This is a genomic window from Actinoplanes sp. NPDC000266 (assembly GCF_042899005.1).
Lineage (GTDB): Bacteria > Actinomycetota > Actinomycetes > Mycobacteriales > Micromonosporaceae > Actinoplanes.
This window is the reverse complement of sequence record NZ_JBIAZI010000003.1, coordinates 182,924-200,893: the sequence shown is the minus strand read 5'-3', so window position 1 is coordinate 200,893 and position 17,970 is coordinate 182,924. Positions and strand designations below refer to the sequence as shown.

At 69.0% G+C, this 17,970-nt stretch carries 17 protein-coding genes; 3 read left to right on the top strand and 14 right to left on the bottom strand.

Translation table 11 applies throughout. From position 1 onward, the window contains the following. Nucleotides 1-51 precede the first annotated feature (51 nt). Nucleotides 52-1,599, bottom strand: coding sequence for a long-chain-fatty-acid--CoA ligase (locus tag ACFY36_RS12495; protein ID WP_499746043.1), 1,548 nt, complete (start codon nt 1,597-1,599; stop codon nt 52-54). 224 nt (nt 1,600-1,823) lie between these two features. On the opposite strand from ACFY36_RS12495, the gene ACFY36_RS12490 reads away from it, so the two are divergent. After that, the gene (locus ACFY36_RS12490; protein WP_499746042.1) at nt 1,824-2,939 is read left to right on the top strand and encodes an amidase domain-containing protein; all 1,116 of its coding nucleotides are present in this window, start codon (nt 1,824-1,826) and stop codon (nt 2,937-2,939) included. Between the two features lie 23 nt (nt 2,940-2,962). Next, nucleotides 2,963-3,331: a hypothetical protein gene (locus tag ACFY36_RS12485; RefSeq protein WP_499746041.1), complete on the top strand. Its 369-nt coding sequence runs from the start codon at nt 2,963-2,965 to the stop codon at nt 3,329-3,331. Here ACFY36_RS12485 and ACFY36_RS12480 read toward each other — a convergent pair. The 4 genes from ACFY36_RS12480 to ACFY36_RS12465 are packed head-to-tail and all read right to left on the bottom strand — an operon-like array spanning nt 3,276 to nt 5,624. After that, the gene (locus ACFY36_RS12480) at nt 3,276-4,511 is read right to left on the bottom strand and encodes an O-antigen ligase family protein (RefSeq protein ID WP_499746040.1); all 1,236 of its coding nucleotides are present in this window, start codon (nt 4,509-4,511) and stop codon (nt 3,276-3,278) included. The two genes, ACFY36_RS12485 and ACFY36_RS12480, sit on opposite strands and share 56 nt — an antisense overlap. Nucleotides 4,512-4,548: 37 nt before the next feature. Then, nucleotides 4,549-4,953, bottom strand: a complete 405-nt coding sequence (locus ACFY36_RS12475; protein WP_499746039.1) for a VOC family protein — start codon at nt 4,951-4,953, stop codon at nt 4,549-4,551. A 29-nt stretch (nt 4,954-4,982) separates the two neighbouring features. Then, the gene (locus ACFY36_RS12470) at nt 4,983-5,372 is read right to left on the bottom strand and encodes a VOC family protein (RefSeq protein WP_499746038.1); all 390 of its coding nucleotides are present in this window, start codon (nt 5,370-5,372) and stop codon (nt 4,983-4,985) included. 24 nt (nt 5,373-5,396) lie between these two features. Continuing rightward, nucleotides 5,397-5,624 carry a hypothetical protein gene (locus tag ACFY36_RS12465; RefSeq protein WP_499746037.1) on the bottom strand — a complete coding sequence of 76 codons (228 nt, stop codon included), beginning with the start codon at nt 5,622-5,624 and terminating at the stop codon, nt 5,397-5,399. A 685-nt stretch (nt 5,625-6,309) separates the two neighbouring features. Between ACFY36_RS12465 and ACFY36_RS12460 the strand changes: the two genes are divergently transcribed. Continuing rightward, nucleotides 6,310-8,334, top strand: a complete 2,025-nt coding sequence (locus ACFY36_RS12460) for an esterase/lipase family protein (RefSeq protein WP_499746036.1) — start codon at nt 6,310-6,312, stop codon at nt 8,332-8,334. A 47-nt stretch (nt 8,335-8,381) separates the two neighbouring features. On the opposite strand, the gene ACFY36_RS12455 is transcribed toward ACFY36_RS12460, so the two are convergent. Genes ACFY36_RS12455 through ACFY36_RS12415 form a run of 9 tightly spaced genes read right to left on the bottom strand, consistent with a single transcriptional unit; the run spans nt 8,382 to nt 17,932 of the window. Further along, nucleotides 8,382-9,683, bottom strand: coding sequence for a lipopolysaccharide biosynthesis protein (locus tag ACFY36_RS12455; RefSeq protein WP_499746035.1), 1,302 nt, complete (start codon nt 9,681-9,683; stop codon nt 8,382-8,384). After that, nucleotides 9,655-10,308: a sugar transferase gene (locus ACFY36_RS12450; protein WP_499746034.1), complete on the bottom strand. Its 654-nt coding sequence runs from the start codon at nt 10,306-10,308 to the stop codon at nt 9,655-9,657. Before ACFY36_RS12450 ends, ACFY36_RS12455 begins: the two co-directional genes overlap by 29 nt. Nucleotides 10,309-10,347: 39 nt before the next feature. Next, nucleotides 10,348-12,054 (bottom strand): GNAT family N-acetyltransferase, encoded by a 1,707-nt coding sequence (locus ACFY36_RS12445; protein ID WP_499746033.1) that lies wholly within the window; start codon nt 12,052-12,054, stop codon nt 10,348-10,350. Continuing rightward, a complete protein-coding gene (locus ACFY36_RS12440; RefSeq protein ID WP_499746032.1) occupies nt 12,051-13,043 on the bottom strand; it encodes a glycosyltransferase family 2 protein in 993 nt (330 codons plus the stop codon). Before ACFY36_RS12440 ends, ACFY36_RS12445 begins: the two co-directional genes overlap by 4 nt. Next, entirely contained in the window at nt 13,040-14,149 is a 1,110-nt protein-coding gene (locus ACFY36_RS12435) for a DegT/DnrJ/EryC1/StrS family aminotransferase (protein ID WP_499746031.1), read from the bottom strand. Before ACFY36_RS12435 ends, ACFY36_RS12440 begins: the two co-directional genes overlap by 4 nt. After that, a complete protein-coding gene (locus ACFY36_RS12430) occupies nt 14,124-15,071 on the bottom strand; it encodes a transketolase family protein (RefSeq protein ID WP_499746030.1) in 948 nt (315 codons plus the stop codon). Before ACFY36_RS12430 ends, ACFY36_RS12435 begins: the two co-directional genes overlap by 26 nt. Next, nucleotides 15,068-15,862: a transketolase gene (locus ACFY36_RS12425; RefSeq protein ID WP_499746029.1), complete on the bottom strand. Its 795-nt coding sequence runs from the start codon at nt 15,860-15,862 to the stop codon at nt 15,068-15,070. Before ACFY36_RS12425 ends, ACFY36_RS12430 begins: the two co-directional genes overlap by 4 nt. Next, entirely contained in the window at nt 15,859-16,608 is a 750-nt protein-coding gene (locus ACFY36_RS12420) for a TylF/MycF/NovP-related O-methyltransferase (protein WP_499746028.1), read from the bottom strand. The genes ACFY36_RS12425 and ACFY36_RS12420 overlap by 4 nt, the downstream gene beginning before the upstream one ends. Continuing rightward, nucleotides 16,601-17,932, bottom strand: a complete 1,332-nt coding sequence (locus tag ACFY36_RS12415) for a tyrosine-protein kinase domain-containing protein (protein WP_499746027.1) — start codon at nt 17,930-17,932, stop codon at nt 16,601-16,603. Before ACFY36_RS12415 ends, ACFY36_RS12420 begins: the two co-directional genes overlap by 8 nt. Nucleotides 17,933-17,970: the final 38 nt, after the last annotated feature.

Below are 17,970 nucleotides of genomic sequence, written 5' to 3'. Positions count from 1 at the left end.
CCGGATGCTGTTGTGCGCCCCCACTGTGGTGCATGAGCGCAACCCCGCGTTCTAGTGCAGTTCGCGTTTGAGCAGCTTGCCGGTGGCGGTCATCGGCAGCGCCTCGACGATGCTCACCACGCGCGGGTATTTGTACGCCGCCATCTGCTCCTTGCCCCAGGCGATCAGCTCGTCCCCGGTGACGGTGGCGCCCGGCTTGAGGATCACGAACGCCTTGATCTCCTCGCCGTGGCTGGGGTGGGGCACGCCGATGACCGCGGCCAGCGACACCGCCTCGTGGGTGATCAGGACTTCCTCGATCTCGCGCGGGTACACGTTGAAGCCGCCGCGGATGATCATGTCTTTGGCCCGGTCGACGATGTAGTAGAAGCCGTCCTTGTCGCGCCGGCCGAGGTCGCCGCTGCGGAACCAGCCGTCGCGCACGACCTCGGCCGTCGCCTCGGGACGGTTGTAGTAGCCGCGCATGATGTTGTGGCCGCGGATGGCGATCTCGCCGATCTCGTCGGCGCCCTCGATCGTGTTCCACTCCGGGTCGATGAGCTTCACCTCGACGCCCCAGATCGGGATGCCGATCGAGCCCGGGCGCGGGTCGCTGTGCGGATCGCTGAACGTGGCCACGGGCGAGGTCTCGCTCAGGCCGTACCCCTCGAGAATGGTGACCCCGAGCCGTTCCTTGACCTCTTTGATGATCTCGACGGGCAGGCTGGAGCCGCCGGAGACCGCGACCCGCATGTTGCCGGCGATGCGCGCGACGTCGACGTCGTCGGTGAGAGCGTTGAGCAGGCCCCAGTACATCGTCGGTACGCCGGCGAAGAAGGTGACGTTCTCGGTCTCCAGCAGCTTGACCGCGGCCGCCGCGTCGAAGCGGGGGAGCAGCACGAGCGTGGAGGCGGTGGCGAAGCCGGCGTTCATGTTGACGCTGGAGCCGAACGAGTGGAAAAGCGGCAGCACCAGCAGGTGGGTGTCGGTGCCGACCGGGCTGCCGAACAGCCGGTTGCAGGTCAGCGCGTTGAGCAGCAGGTTGGAGTGTGACAGCTCGGCGCCCTTGGCCTGCCCGGTCGTGCCGCTGGTGTAGAGGATGACGGCCGGGTCGGTCTCGGGCAGCTGCACGGTCTCGAACGCCGGGGCCTGGTCCTTGAGATGCGCGCCCAGCGTCTCGGCGCCCTCGATCGGGGACGGCGCGGCCGGGTCGGCCGTGATCAGGAAGAACGTCTCGCAGCCCTCGGCCTGCCCGAAGCCCTCGAAGCCGGCCGCGCCCATCGGCAGCTCGGGCGTGCCCTCGAAGCACAGGTAGGCCTTGGCCTCGGCGTCCTTGAGGTGGTACGCGATCTCGCGGCCCTTCAGGAGCACGTTGAGCGGCACCACCACCGCGCCCGCCTTGAGGATGCCGTAGTAGACGACCGGGAAGTACGGCAGGTTGGGGCAGGAGAGGGCGACCTTGTCACCGGGCCGGACGCCGCGGCTCACGAGCAGGTTCGCGACCTGGTTGGCGGCCGCGTTGACCTGGGCGTACGTCAGGCGCCGCTCGCCCAGCACGACCGCGGCCCGATCGGGAAAGGTGCGGGCGCTGTCCTCGAGAAGGATCGAGAGGTTGAGCATGGGGATCGGTCCCTTCTGGTGTGGCGGCGGTCTCATCCCACCATCCCGCACGAACCTGAGAAACCCTCCGTTTCGGTGTTGTTACACGCCTTGTCAGGGGCAATGACAAGGTCAATTCGAACATCGTCATTGCATATGCCAATTTTCGGCTGAGACTTGAAGTGATATTCGGCGATTAACACCATGGGCTCTTCCGGCCAATCTTTCGCATACGGGGGAATGCCATGGAACGATCAAGCGAATCGAGAGTGGTCGACTCGGCCACCACCGACCTGCTGACCGCCGCCGCCCAGCAGTCGCTGGAGCGGCGGGTCGCCGGCATCGTCGGCACGTCGAAGCCGTCGGCCCGGCCCGGGCCGCTCGCCGACGGCCAGGTGGGCGTGCACGAGCGCCAGGCCGCGACCGAGGAGCGTCTCGCGGCCGACGTGCTCGCGCACCGCGACTGGCTGCGCGGCGAGGGCGAGGGCTACAGCGGTGGCGAGACCTCGCTGACCGTCGACCGGGTGGTGCGCGAGGGCGACATCATCACACTCGACGCCGACGAGGTGACCTCGCTGGCGTACGAGAAGATCAACGGCGACGAGCCGCCGACCACCGCGTACACGGCCCAGCACTCGTTCGTCTTCCAGCGCTCGCCGCGGGGCCTGTGGGAGCTCGCCGAGGACCGGCAGCTCGAGCCGACCGGCCTGCTTCCGCTGCACCAGGCGTCGTCGCTGGTCTACCTCGACACCGCGATCACGGCCGACATGATCGGCGAGCCGCCGGAGGGCCCGGCGCAGGTCAAGGCCCCTTCGGCGAACGACGAGGCGGCCTCGGTCGAGCGGGGACCGGAGTCGCGGGACGAGAAGGACGAGCTCGGCCTGCGGGCGTACAACTACGGCGCGATGGCGACGTATCTCGAGCGCTACTGGAAGAACTACAACCGGGCATACCGCTCGTACAACAACGTCGGCGGCGACTGCACGAACTTCGCCAGCCAGGCCCTGCGCGCCGGCGGCTGGGCCCACGACCTCGGCTGGTACCGCAGCTCGGAGAACTGGTGGTACAACCGGCTCAACGAGACCTGGTCGTGGATCAACGTCAACTACTGGGCGAGCTTCGCCTACCGGTACAGCCGCCGGGTCCGCAGCCTGTCCAACGTCTGGCAGATGGGCCGCGGCGACGTCCTGCAGGTCGACGGCAACCGCAACAACTCCAAGGACCACACGATGATGTGCTCGTACCGCAGCAGCAGCGGTACGCCGTATCTGACCTACCACACGACCAACCGTTACCGCCGTTCCATGACGCTCGTCCTGCGCGACTGGGGAAACGCGCTCTATTACGCGGGACGCACGTGAGAATTGCCCTGACAGTTTTGTTCGTGCTCTTTCTCGCCGCCTGCGGAGGCGGCGGGAAAGAGCCGGACCCGCAGACCCTTCAGGCGTACGCCGAGAAATATGTGACCCTGCTCGGCGCCTCGGACGAGCCCGGGCTGCGCGACCATCTGGCCAACCCGTCGCAGCCCCGCGACGCGGCAGCCCGGATCGCGGCCGACGGCGGCGCCGGGTGGCGGCTGTCCGCCGCGTCCTGGGAGGGCCTGAGCCCCCGGGTGTGGGCGCTGACGATGGAGGTCGACGGCCCGCGCGGCCACGCGACCTGGCGCGACAACGTCGAGTGGTCCGGCGGCCACTGGGTCATGGCGCCGAGGGATGGTCAACCCGGAGGGGCGTCGACCCGGCGTTCTGGATGATCGCGCTCGCTGGGTGGATGGCGGCCAGCAGCCACATGATCCACATCAACCGGGTGTCGTAGTAGTCGCCGGAGAAGAAGCTGGCACCCAGCACGAAGATGCCCGCGTACGCGGCGGCGCGGCTCTCCAGGGAACGCTGCCGCACCGGGAGGCGGGCGAACTCCGTACGCAGGGACCAGAAAGCGAACAACAGAAGGATGAGCCCGACCGCGCCGCCCTCGGCGGCGACGGCCAGGGGGAGGTTGTGCACGTAGCGCTCGCCCGGCCCGAGGTTGGTGATGGCGTAGAAGCCGTGCACGCCCGAGCCCAGGATGGGCCGCTCGGTGAAGACCTCGACACCCTTCTCGTAGAGCACGTCCCGGTCGGAGGTGTACCGGTTCTGCAGGGTGGTGGCGACGAGCCGGTTGTTGAGCAGGTCGGTCACCATCGCCCCGATGAGGCTCCACAGGATCCCGAGCAGGACGGCCAGGGCGGTGACGGCCTTGACGAACCGGATCGAGCGGATGGTCGGCCACAGCGACGGCAGCGCCACCACGGTCGCGATCCCGAGCGCGGCCAGGCCACCGCGCGACCCGGAGGCGAGCGCCCCCACGAGGAACGGCGGCACCCCGATCAGCCAGTAGAGCTTCCCGTTGTTGCGGAAGTAGAAATAGGCAGCCGCGAAGATGCCCAGCACCATGACCCGGACGAACACGTTGGGCCCGCCACCGAAGGCGGCCCACCGCCCGCTCGCGGTGTGGCCGCGCCCCGACGCGGCGTACAGGAAATAGAGCCATCCCGCGACGTAGAGCAGCGCGAACGTAATCTTGATGACCCGGTCCCGGTCCCACACGGCCAGGTTGGCGTAGACGATGAGCAGCACGCCCATGGAGACCAGATCGCTGAGGACATCGTTGATGATCGCCCCGCGCGGCGCCCACGAGGCCGACAGCATCTGATAGCCGAGCAGGAGCAGGATCGGATAGAGCGCCCGGGACGCCCCACGGTCGTGCCAGCGCCCCTTCTCACCGGCGTGATGCTGCTCCAGGAGAAAGCTGAGCACGACGGCGGTGAACAGCAGCACCCGCACGTCGTTGAGCACCGGGATGCTGAGCCCGATCCGCTCCAGCGTGAAGTGCCCGGCCAGGGTGGCCACGAACGCCGCGCCCACCAGCACCACACTGGGCCGCACCGTGGTCATCACCTTCGAGGCTAGGCCGCCCCGGCCCCCGGGTCAGTCAGATCGCGATACAGAACTCGTTGCTCTCCGGATCGGCCATCACCACGTGATGCCCGTCGAAGACCGCCGACACGCTCCCACCGGCCCGGGCCAGCTCGTCGGCCTTGGCCAGGACACCGGCCCAGTTCCCGGCCCGGACATCGATGTGCAGGCGGTTCTTCGCCACCTTCGGCTCCGGCACGTCGAGCAGCACGAGCCGCGGCCCCACTCCGTCCGGATCGCGCAGCCAGGCCCCACCGCCCTCGCTATCAGCCTCGTCCTCACCGAACGAGGCCACCCACTCGTCGCGGTTCGCGAAGGGCGCCGGCGGCGGCTCGTCCTCGTAGCCGAGCGCGAGTTTCCAGAACTCGGCCAGCCGCACAGCGTCCCGAGTGTCAAAGGTCAAATCGATCCGAGCCGCCATGCCCGCCGACCTTACTAGCCTTACTAGCCTCACTGGCCGAGCAGATCCCACCGATTCCCGGCGACATCCTCGAAGACCACAACCCGCCCGTACGCCTCGTCGCGCGGCTCCCCGATGAAGGTGACCCCGGCCTTCCGCATCCGCTCATAGGCCGCACCGAAGTCGTCGACCCGCAGGAAGAACCCGACCCGCCCCGCCACCTGCTCCCCGACGACGCCGCGTTGCCGCTGCCCGTCCGCCTGCGCGAGCAGCAGCCCGGTCTGAGCCCCGGGAGGCCGGACCACGACCCACCGCTTGGGCCGGCCATCGTTGGTGAGTGACGGCGAGTCCTCGGCCAGCTCGAATCCGAGCACCCCGACGAAGAACTCGATCGCTGTGTCGTAGTCGTCGACGACAAGGGCCACCAACTCGATCCGCATCGCGGCAGCTTAGGCGAGTTTTCGTCATTCGGCGGCTGCCGGCTCAACCGGATCGGGGGCCGGAGACCGCTCTTGCGGCCATCGAGGCTTCGACCACACCCCGAATTGCCGGGTCTTCGCCAGGGCCTCGATGATCGCGGGGCGATCCTCGGGCGCGGCGGCCCGCAGCGCCATACGGGCGATGATGACATTCTGAACGGGCCGGAACACCGCGGCGATCGCGGCCGCGATCGCCGCCCCCTCGATGAGCATTCCCTCACTCGTCAAGGTCGGTGCGCGAAGGGGCGTGGGACCGGACCACTGGAGTTATGCGAAGGACAGTCACTTCGACCTCCGGCAAAAGGTCCATCGGGCTCTCTTTTGACTACGCTGGCTCAGCTTCCCTACGGAAACGAGGCGCGGAGAGGAGAGAAAACGGAGTGTATACGTATGAATGCCTCGCTCACGGACAGCAACCTCTTACAAATGATGCGACCTGCGCGCGGGTCGCACCGTCATCGCCGGCCAGGCCATCGGCAGCGCTCGCCGATGGCAGATCGTCCTCATAGCCAAGCGCGAGTTCCAGAACTCGGCCAGCCGCACAGCGTCCCGAATGTCAAAGGTCAAGTCGATCCGAGCCGCCATGCCCGGACCCTAGCCGAGCAGATTCCACCGCTTGGCTCGCCCGTCATTCGTCGGCGAAGGCGAGTCCTCGACAAGCTCGAACCCGAGCACTTGAGACACAAGATCGATTTGCATTTCACCAGCATGCGAAGGTCGTCGCCCTGTGTTCGGCGCCAACTGACGCCGGGACGTCTGCCACGATTCGAAGATCAAATCAATCAGCAATTCTGCCATTGCTTTCCGCTTGATCCGGCCTCAAACTAGCGGGCGCACCGCCCGGAAAGCGCCGACGAACGCGAAAACGATTCGGACATGACCAGGCTAGGGAGTTCGTGTGTCAACGCTGAAGCCAGTGCCGGCCCAACACCAGGAGTCGGTCGAGCCCACGCTCGATGTCGTGTTCGTGCACGGACTGGACGGTGACCCGAAGACGACGTGGACCAATTCGGAGGGGGAGGAGTTCTACTGGCCGGAGAAGCTGGCCGATGACCTTCTGGCTGCCCGGGTCTGGGCCTTCGGGTACGACGCTCCGATTCGGAAAGAATCAATGAACCCGTTGGACCGGGCGAACAATCTCCTAGCCGAGATGGCGGCCAAGGGGGTAGGTGTGCGGCCCTGGGTGGGCATCGGTCACAGCCTCGGTGGTCTTCTCTTGAAGAAGTCCATCGTCAATGCTCATCTGCGTGCGCCCAGATACGAGCACATAGCGGCCAACCTGGCCGGGTTGGTCTTCCTGGGGACGCCGCACAAGGGCTCCGGGATGGCTTCGCTGGCCGTGCGCTTCGCCGACGGAACTGGTGTCGGCGAGACGATCCGATTCCTGCAGGCGGACGGATATGTGCTCCGCGAGCTCGAGGACGACTACAACGGATGGGCCATCCAGTCCGGCGTGGAGCACAGGGTGTTCTTCGAAACGCAGAAGATCTACCTGCAAGGCAAGAAGAGGAAGTGGAGGAAGATCGCCCTTCCTGTGCTCGTGGTCCCTGAGGCCTCGGCGGATCCCGGGCTACCGGGCGTCCTTCCGATTCCGGTGGACGAGGACCACATGTCGATCGCCAAGCCGGGCACTCGAGACCACCTCGTTTACCAGGAAACTCTTGGTTTCCTCAAGCAGTGGTCCGGAAGCCCGTCTCCAGTCCCGGTGCAACGCCAGGCGGAGTCGCCGTCGGACCGTGAGATCGAGAGGGCGGCGTACCGGCAGAGACAACGCCGCGTGTTCGCGGGATCAGGCTGGGCGAAGACCTTACGTGCGCTTTATCCGCACTATCCGCTTCTTCGGTATGCCAACCTGGAACGCCCCATCTGGGTGCTCCCCTCACACCAGGACCAAATGGGTGACCTCGAGTCCGTTCTCGGAGGTCACGCCCCCGATGCCGGCGAGACCGGCTACGCGCAGACCTTCGATCCCGAGGGTCGGCGCTCCTACGAGAAGCGCAAGACCCAGGCCGAGACCACCGGCAGCTTCGACGGCGCGACTTTCGCCCTCGACCGAATCACTTTCGAGAACGGAAAGGCGACGGTTTATGCCAAGCATGGAACCTACTTCCAGTCGCTGGATACGTCTGAAGTCTGCGAGCGTGAGCTGGTCGATGCTCTGGACATGGATCCGGAGCGCGAGGTAGAGCTGAGCAAACTGCCCCGCCGAAAGTTCCTTCATGAAGTAGCGCGCGGAGACCAGGTGCTACTCGATGGGCGACGTCGTGCGGCGGCGCTTTCGATTTCGGCGACCATCGTCGTACCCAATGACAACGGCTATTACGCGTTCGTGGCCCGCCGTTCGGCCGAGGTGGAAACCCATCCCGATTTCTTCCACGTCGCTCCGGCCGGGATATTTGCGCCGATGAACGGTGAACGGCGAGACGTGCCCTCCGAATATTCGGTACTGACGTCGATTCTCCGGGAGTATGGCGAGGAGCTCTTCGCCTATCAGGACCTGGAACAGGGTGACGGCCGGCTGGCGACGGACCCGGAAGCATTGCCGCCCATCCGGGAACTGCTCGCGGCTAAACGCCGAGGTGACGTTCGCATACTGTACTCCGGAATCTCGATTCCTCTGTTCACACTCCGCCCCGAGATCTGCGTAGCAGTGCTCGTCAAGCGAGGCGATTGGTTCGAGCAGGAGATCGAGCGGTCCAAGTCGACCGACCACAGGTTCCAGCTCAACTGGGAGTACGAGCCCGGCCAGGAGTCTGACTCGATGAAGCTTGCCTTCGACAAGGACTTCCAGCCCGTCGAGCCGGCGAAGGTCGACACCTCGCGGATCGTGCCGCACGCGGCGGCGGCCCTTCATCTGGCCGGCATCGTGGTTCGGCGGGAGCGCGATGAGGAGCGGTCGGGAGCGCCTGCCCACTCGGCCTAGAGGCATCGCCGGATCGAGAAGGAAGCGGGTGGCCACCTACGAGCGGATCAGCCGTGGATTCTCGGGGTCGGGATGGTGTGCAGGAGGGCAATGTAGGACAGCACCCCGAGGGCCATTGCGCCGATGGAGAGGCCGCCCAAGGCCGCGGTCGATGGCGGGAGCAGTGAACCCAGGGCCAGCGTGGCCACGATCTGCAGGGCCAGGCAACCCAGCAGGAGGCGGCTCACGACCGGGGAGTCGGCCAGGGCGTCCAAGGTGGGACGGGCCGCGTAGAAGACCGCGAACGGGATGGCCGCGGGCAGGCCCAGGCGCAGAGCGTGGATGGCCTCGGTGAAGTCCAGGCCCAGGAAGTTGTGGACGATGGTGGGGGCGGCCAGGAACAGCAGGCCGGTCACCGGGATGGTCAAGGCCGCCGCCACCACCGGCAAGGTCTTCAGGCCCCGGCCCAGCTCGGCTCCCACCCCTGTCGTGTGGAAGGCGCCGCTCAAGCGGGGGAGCAGCACCGGGGTCAGCATGCCGAACAGGGCGCAGATCAGCGTGATGGCCGAGGTCACGAAGCCCACGTAACCCGCGTCGGGATCGCCGGGGGCGGCGGCCGCGGCGGCGTAGAACGTCGGGAACGAGAACAGGGCCGGCAAGGCTATGTCGCCGGGGGCCCGGCGCAGGCCGAAAGTGACTACTGTGCGGAACGTCGGCGGGCGGGTCTCGTGAGCCGGTGACGTGCCCGCCACCGCTATGGCGGCCACCGCGATGATGATCATTGCGATGCCCTGGAGGGCCAGGAAGAGTTCCATGCGGTCGGTCAGGGCGAACGCCACCACCGGGAGGATGCCCAGGCCCAGCAGCCAGGACAGGTTGGCCGCGGTGATCTGGCCGCAACCGCGCAGGGCGGCCACCGCGATCACGCACAGGCAGTTGCCGGCCAGCAGGATGATGACCGCGCGGACCGATGTCGCGCCGCCGGGGATGCCCAGCAGGCGGCCCAGGTCGTCGGCCACCACCAGGCCCAGCAGGCCGATCAGGTCCATCAGGATCAGCTGGGTCAGGAACGACTGCCTCGCCAGCATGCGGGCGCCCTCGCCGGCCCGGGGCAGGTAGCGGTGCAGGGCCGGCACCAGACCGAGCAGGGCGAACGGTTGCAGGGTGGCCACCACGCCGCGGGCCACCTGGTAGTAGGCGAAGCCGGCGGGGCCGGCTCTCCGGGCCACCAGGTGGAACAGCAGCAGGCCCGAGGCCAGGGTCAGCCAGTGGATGGCGGTGGACGAGACGTAGTCCCGCCGGACCACGGCGGGGACGCTGCGGAACAGGGAGCGCAGCGCCTCAGGCAACCGGAAGGCCCGGGAGGTCAACCGCGGGGATCATCTCGTCGACCCGGGAGACGCCGGCGACGGCCAGGGCGGTGAGGACCAGGATCTTGAGGTCCGTACGCAACGAGTGGTTCTCGACGTAGGCCAGGCCCAGGGCGATCTTGCGGGGGCGGATCAGTTCGTCGTACGCCGCGTCGGGGTCCGGCTTGCCGGCCAGGATGGCGCCTTCGTCGCGGAAGACGATCGACGCCCAGTCGGTGATGCCGGGCCGGACGCTGAGCAGCAGGCGCTCACGGTCGGTGTAGCGGCGCACGTCCGAGGCGACCTGGGGGCGCGGGCCGACCAGGCTCATCTCGCCCTTGAGCACGTTCAGGAACTGGGGCAGCTCGTCGAGCTTGTAGCGGCGCAGCATCCGGCCGGTCGCGGTCAGGCGGGGGTCGTCGTCGGCCGTCGACGGGCCGCCCAGGCGTTCGGCGTCCAGGACCATGCTGCGGAACTTGAGCATGGCGAACGGCTTGCCGTGCCGGCCGATCCGCTCGCCGCGATAGAGCAGCGGGCCGCCGTCCTCGCGCTTGATGCGCCAGGCGGCGTAGGCGGTCACCGGCGCGGTGGCCAGCAGGATCCCGGCCGCCCCGGCGATGTCGATGACGCGTTTGGCCAGCTCCATGCCTCCCCCTCGACGTCAGAGTATCGGCGAGGCATTCCCCTAAGGTGTGGTTTGCGGGTTTTGTTCCCGGAGGGCGGTGCGGTACAGGTAGACGCGCGAGGCCGTGCCGCTGTGGATCGAGGTGTGGCCGTGCAGCTCGGCGCCGACCTTGCGGTAGAAGCCGTGCGCGCGCTGCTGCTGTTCGCCGGTGACCATCTTGACGGCCGTCTCGCCGCGCTCGGAGAACCAGTCCATGAGGCGGTCGAACAGCTGCGTGGCCGGCCCGGCGCCGCGCGCGGGCGGGCGGACCACGAAGTTGATCACCTCGGCCCGGGGGAGGTCGCCGTCGGCCTGGGCGTAGCGCAGGGTCTCGATGGCGCGGAAGACCCGGCCGGGGCTGAGCAGCCGGGGCAGCAGCGCGGGCGCGGCGACCCACCAGCGCCGGCGCACGAACTCGCGGACCAGGGCCGAGGTGTCGAGGCTGCCGCAGATGTAGCCGACCGGGCGGCCGCCGTCGACGGCGAGGAACAGGGCGCAATGGCGGCTGGCGGCGACGTGACGGTAGAGCACCTCGAGCGCCGGAACGCCCAGTGACGACAGGAAGCCGTGTGCCACCTCCGTGGCGTGCATCTCGGCCACGGCGCGTATCTGCGCGTCGCTGAACGGCCCGGCCAGGATGCGCAGCCCCTCCTCGGAACTGGGTGTGCCGGCGGTCGCGCCGAGCAGGTCGATGCCGCACTCCACGTCGTGCGGGTCGACGCCGGCGCGCACGGGGAAGCTGACCACGTGCTCGGCCGCCCACTCGGCGTTCGGGCAGGAGCCGGGCCGGTATCCGGCCGCCTCCAGGGCCTCGCCGGTCAGCGGGTGGACCGGCGTGGCGAACCAGTCGCCCACCTCCAGGCGTTTGCGGGCCGCCGCGTCGAGCAGGGCGCGCTTGTCGGCCACGGCCACCGGCACCCGCAGCGGCGGCATCAGGGGCGACGGCACGTCGAAGCCGAGCCGGGTGACGCCGGCCCGGTAGCGGGCGGCGACGGTGGTGCGGTGGGTGATCGCCTTGCGCGCTTCGGCCGTACGCCGGGGCAGGCGCCGCCGCACCGAACGGGTCATCCGCCAGCCGTACTCGGGACTGGCCGCCACGTCGGCCGCGTAGGAGCCGACGACCAGGCCGAGTTTCGACAACCGCCGGTACAGGGCGCGCAGCCTCCAGGTCACGCCGAGTCCGGTCGCCATCCGGTGCGCCACGAACTGGGCGGTCATCACCGCCTCGCGGCGTGACGGCGGCGGGGTGTACGCGGCGTACTGCTCGCGCATCGTCGCGGCCAGCCGCTCGTCGTTCACGACCGCCTTGCCGCCGACCCCGGCGACGATCGGCTTGCCCCACTCGTACGAGTAGAAGGCGGCCACCCCGGTCGCGCCGACCGGTCCGCGCTCGGCCGGTTCGGTGATGTGCGCGCAGTCCTCGACGACCGGCAGGTCCCCGGCGATCTCCAGCACCCGGCGCAGGTCGACCGGGGTGCCGAAGGTGTGCTGGACGACGACGGCCCGGGTCTTCCCGGTGATGGCGGCGGCGAGGAGATCGAGGTTCATGGTGTACGTCGTGCGGTCGATGTCGACGTACACCGGAACCGCTTGAAGCCTCTGCAGTGGCTCGATGACGGCGGCGCAGGTGTAGGCCTGCACGATCACCTCGTCGCCGGGTGAGACGCCGAGGCCGCGCAGGATCGCGTGCAGCGCCACCCGCCCGCGGTAGTAGAGGAAATCGCTCATCGGCGGCCGGCCGGGTCGAGGATGCCCCACACGGATCCCGCGCCGTAGACGACGTGGGTGGTGGCGAAGACGATCGGCATGACGACGAGCAGGCGCGGGTCCCGGTGCCGGCGGGCCACGCGAGCCGCCGAGTAGAGGGCGGCTGCTCCGTACGTACTCAATAAACCGAGAGTGAGACGCCGGGCCGTGCGGGAGACGGGGGAGAGGGCGAGGCCGCCGGAGGCGGCGAGCACGAAACCGAGCGGGACCACGTTGCGCCAGGCGCCGATCCAGCGGCCCACGGCGCGGCTGGCGCGGAACGGCCAGTAGCCGCCCTCGAACATCCAGGAGCAGAACTCGCGGTAGTCGCTACGGGCGTAGTAGGTGCAGGTGATGTCGGGCAGCAGCAGGATCTTGCCGCCGGAGGCGCGCAGGCGCTGGTTGAACTCGCGGTCCTGGGCCCGGGTGAGGGCCTCGTCGAAGTAGCCGATGTGGTCGAAGACCTCGCGGCGGTAGCAGCCGCCGAAGACGGTGTCGACCCATTGCGGCCCGGCGGCGCCGATGCGGTATTTCGTGTTGCCGGCGCCGAACGCGTCGGTCGTGGACAGGGCGATGGCCCGGCCGATCAGGCTGTCATCGCGGGCCTCCGAGCGCCGGACGCCGCCCACGTTGTCGGCGTCCGGATTGTCCACCAGCCCCTGGACACACTTGGACAGATAGTCGGGCGGGTAGTCGGCGTGGACGTCGAGGCGGACGATGATGTCGCCGCGCGCCTGTCTGATGCCCAAGTTGAGCGCCACCGGTTTGCTGCGCCCCGGATTGTTGACCAGGGTCACATTGTCGGCATTTTTCAGGACATCGCGGGTTCCGTCATCGCTCATGCCGTCGACGACGAGCACCTCGAGGCGGTCGGAAGGATAGTCGAACTCGGCGACCGAGGAGAGGAACCTCTCGATGAAGTCCCGCTCGTTCCAGCACGGGACGACGACGCTGACCAGGGGCGCGCTCATCGGCCGAAGAACTTTCGCACGCTGGTGGCGACGTATTCGACCTGATCATCGGTGAGCTCGACCTGCATGGGCAGGGAGAGCACCTCGTTGCAGAGTTTCTCGGTGCGGGGGAGTGACCAGTGCTCCAGCCCGAGCCCCTTCTGCTTGTGCAGCGGGATCGGCCACGAGATCAGCGTCTCGATCCCGTCGTCGCGCAGGTGCCCGGCCAGCCGGTCGCGGTCGGCGCAGGTGATCGGGTAGTTCTGGTAGACGTCGTGGCGGCGCGGGTCGTCGTCCGGCCCGACCGGAATCCCTATCTCCGGCACGTCCTTCAAACCCGCTGTGTAGAGCCGCGCGATGTCCCGCCGCCGTTCGATCCAGCTCGGCAGGCGGGCCAGCCGCCAGTCCAGAATGGCCGCCTGAAGGTTGTCGAGGCGGCAGTTGTAACCCCAGCCGTCGAGCGACGCCTTCTCCACCCGCCCGTGATCACGCAGCGCCAGCAGCCGGTCGGCCAGGGCCTCGTCGTCGGTCAGCACCGCGCCCGCGTCGCCCAGCGCCCCCAGCATCTTGGCCGGATAGAACGAATACGTGCTGGCCCAGCCGAAGGTGCCCGACGTGCGCCCGTCGAACCGCGCGCCGAGCGCCTGTGCCGCGTCCTCGATCACCACCGCACCGACCTCGTCGGCCGCCTTCTGCACGGCGGCCATGTCGACCGTGCGGCCGTTGAGGTGCACCGGGATGATCACTTTTGTTCGCGACGTGACCGCGCCGGCCAGCAGAGACGTGTCCATCAGATGGTCCTCGCCGATGTCGACCAGCACCGGTTTCGCCCCGCGCAGCACGAACGGCGACATCGTGGCCACGAACGTGTGCGCCACGGTGACGATCTCGTCGCCCGGCCCGATGTCGAGGGCGTGGGCCAGCAGCCGCAGCCCGTCGGTGCAGTTGCTCACCCCGACCGCGCGGGCCGAACCGTTGAACGACGCCAGATGCCGCTCGAAGTCGGCCAGCTGCTGCCGCAGCATGAGGTCACCGCGTGCGATGGTGTCCTCGATGACCGGCAGCAGGCCGTCGCGCTGACGGCGCCACTGCTCGGGATAGTCAACGAACCTGACTCGCCAGTCCACGGTTGACCTCCATCTGTTCCAGCACCCGGTGGGTGATCGAGGCGGGGTCGAGGCCGTGCGCCCCGCGCAGATATTCCTGGTCGCCGACGAGGGAGGAGAAGCGGGGCGGCAGCGCCACCCGGATCAGCGAGGCCGAGTGCGGCATCTCGGCCAGGATCTCGGCCACGGCGCTGCCCAGCCCGCCGATGACCGAGTGCTCCTCGACGGTGACGATGGTCGGGTAGCGGTGGGCGGCGTCGTGGATCGCCACCAGGTCCAGCGGGTCCAGCCACGGGAACGAGCGCACGTCGGCCCGTACGCCCGCCTGGGCCAGCAGGTCGGCCGCCCGCAACGCCGACTCCAGGATGGCGCCCGTGCTGAACAGGGCGATGTCGCCGCCGGTGCGCAGCGCTATCGACTCGCCGCGGCAGAGCTGGATCGGCGTACGGTGCACCATCGGCTCGCCCGCCTTGCCCAGCCGCAGGTACGCCGGTCCGCCGTTGGCCACCAGGTCGGCCATCACGGCGCTGGTCTCGGCCGCGTCGCCCGGCGCGGCCACGGCCAGCCCCGGTATCGCCCGCATGATGGCGAGATCCTCGGTGGCGTGGTGCGACATGCCGAGCGCCCCATACGACAGCCCGCCGCCGACGGCCACCACGGTCACGTCGGCGTGGTGGTAGGCCACGTCGTTGCGGATCTGCTCCAGGCATCTCAGGGTCGGGAAATTCGCGATGGAGTACGTGAACACGCGCGCCCCGGCCAGCGCGATGCCGGCGGCCAGGCCGGTCATGTTCTGCTCGGCCACGCCGGCGTTGACGAACTGGCCCGGGCAGGTGCGCTGGAACTCGTCGACCACGCCGAACCCGATGTCGCCGGTGACGAAGACGACGTTCGGGTCGGCCTCGGCCGCGGCCAGCAGGTCGTCGAAGAAGCGGCTCCTCACGGCGCCACCTCGCTCATCGCGCCGGCCAGCTCCAGGTCGTCCGGCGGCCGGTAGTGCCAGAGCACCTGGTTCTCCATGAAGGAGACGCCCTTGCCCTTGACCGTGCGGGCCAGCACCACCTTGGGCCGCTCGCCGCCGGGCCGGACGGCCTCGCGGATCTGGTCGTGGTCGTGGCCGTCGATCTCGCCGACCTCCCAGCCGAACGAGCGCCACTTGTCGGCGAACGGCTCCAGGGCCAGGGTTTCCTCGGTGGTGGCCATCGACTGCAGGCCGTTCCAGTCGACGAGGGCGACCAGGTTGGTGAGGCGGTGGTGGGCGGCGAACATGGCCGACTCCCAGACGCTGCCCTCGTCGCACTCGCCGTCGCCCAGCAGGACGTACGTCATCCAGGTCTTGCCGGTCCGCCGGGCCTGCCAGGCGAGGCCGGCGCCGACCGGCAGGCCGTGACCGAGCGAGCCGGTGGAGAACTCGACGCCGGGGATGCCGACGTGGCTGACGTGCCCGGACAGGAACGAGCCGTTGCGGTAGTGCTGGGCCAGCAGCCGCGTGTCGAAGAAGCCGCTCTCGGCCAGCACGGCGTAGAGGGCGGCCCCGGCGTGGCCCTTGCTCATGATGAAGCGGTCGCGGTCGGGCCGGTCCGGATGGGCCGGCTCGATGTCGAGGACCTCGGCGTAGAGCACGGCCAGCAGGTCGGCGCAGGACAGCGCCGAGCCGACGTGCGAGCTGCGGCCCGAGTTGGTCATCCGCAGCACGTGCTGGCGGACGGCGCGGGCGAGGTCGGCGCTCGTCATAGGACCGCGTATCCGATGTACGGGTCGAAGTCGAACCGCCGCAGCTCCAGCCGGTTGAGGCCCACCTCGTCCAGGGCGGCCTTGGTCTCGCCGGGCCAGAGCGGGTTGTCCAGCTCGTCGAAGGCGAGGACGGCGCCCTTGGGCATCCGGGGCAGGAAGTGCTTCAGGGCGGTGCGCGTGGGCTCGTACAGGTCGAGGTCGAGGAAAAGCAGGCTCACGACCAGATGCTGGTTCTCGGCCACGAAGGCCGGAATCGTCTCGGTGACGTCGCCGCGGATCAGCCGTGCCTTGGGCAGGTGCCCGAGGAAGCGGTCGGTGTCGTAGATCTCCAGCAGCCGGGTCAGCTCGTCGTAGCTGTCGGCGGCCAGATCGCCCGCCCGTGCGCCCGTCCGAGAAGGGCTGTCGTCGGCCGTGACCGACGGGAAGCCGCCGAACGAGTCGAAGCCGTACAGCCGCCGGGTCAGGTTGGTCGGCTCCAGGGCGGCGCTGAGCTGGGCGAACGTCATGAAGCTGGCCCCGCGGAAGACGCCGCACTCGACGATCGAGCCCTTGACCGGCAGGGTCAGCTTGAACAGCTCGTACAGCGCCGCGAAGCGTGTCACCTGCGCCCGGCGGGCGTACCGGGCCATGGTGGCGAGCCTGGTCGGCAGGTCGTCCGGGCTGCTCGCGAAGACCTCGGCGATCCTGCCCGGCACCTGCTTCTCGGCGTCGGTCTGGAAGCTGCCGGGCGCGGTTCGGTCAGACATAGCAGGCCTGCCGGGACTTGACCATGGTGAAGACGCAGCCGAGCAGCCGGGCGTCGACCTGCTTGAGCGCGCGCACGGCGCCGGTGACCTGTGCGGTCGTGGTCCTGCGGGAGCGCACGAGAAGGAGCGCGCCGTCGGCCCGGGCCGCGACCACCGCGCCGTCGGCCACCGGCAGCAGCGGCGGCGAGTCGAGGATGACCAGGTCGAAGCGGCCGCGCAGCTCGTCCAGGAGGTCACCCATGCGCTGCGAGCCGAGCAGCTCGCTCGGGTTGGGCGGCGGATGGCCGCTGGACAACAGCCACAGTCCGGCGCCCCACGGCTGGAGCACCTGGTCGAGCGAGGCCGCGCCGACCAGCACGGTGGTCAGCCCGGCCGAGCCCTCACGGCCCAGGAAGGCGGCCAGCCGCGGCCGGCGCAGTTCGGCGTCGACGATCAGCACCTGCTGGCCGGCCTCGGCGAACAGGATGGCCAGCCCGCAGGCGGTGGCCGAGCGGCCCTCGCCGGGCATGGCGCTGGTGACGGCCAGGGTCTTCACCGGCCGGTCCGGGTTCGCGTACTGCACCGAGGTGCGCAGCTGGCGCAGCGCCTCGGCCCGCTTCGAGTCGCGGTCGGACAGGAACGGGCCCCCGCCGCGCCGCCGCGCCGCCTTGCGGTCGACCGGGATGCAGGCCAGCACGGGCGCCCCGGTCAGCTGGCGCAACTTGTCCGGGGCGCGCACGGACGTGTCGGCGATCTCGCGGGCGACCCCGAGCGCGGTCCCGAGCAACAGGCCCATGGCCACGCTCAGCGCGAGGTTGTGCATCGGGCGGGGCACCACCGGGCTGTCGCCGAGCTTCGGCGGCAGCATGATCTCGATCATCGCAGCCGGCGTCTTGGTGACGCCGGTGTCGGGCATCTCGAGCTTCCTCACCAGGGCCGGGAACTGCACCGTCAATTCCTCCGCGATCAGCTGCGCGCGCTCCGGAACGGCGTCCTCCACCGTGACGTCGATCAGCACCGTGGCCGAGTCGGTGACGACCGAGACGCGGTCCTGGATCTCGGCGGCGCTCAGATCGGTGTCGTCGTTGGCCGCGATCAGCTTGGCCAGGCGCTCGCCGGTGAGAACCGCCTCGTACGTCTTCAGCCGGTTCGTCGCGAACATCGACCCCTCGAGCGCGCTCGACCCCTCGACATTTCCCGTCGCGATGAAGAACTGCACGGTCGACGCGTAAAGAGGCCGCGTGCTTCCGGTGTACGCGGTGGCGACCCCCATCGCGGCGAGCACGGTGAGTGCGACCACCCACCACTGCCGTCTCGCTACCCGGAGGTAGTCACGCAGTTCCACTCTTGTGAATCTAAGTCGCCGGTCGTTAACGCGAAGCA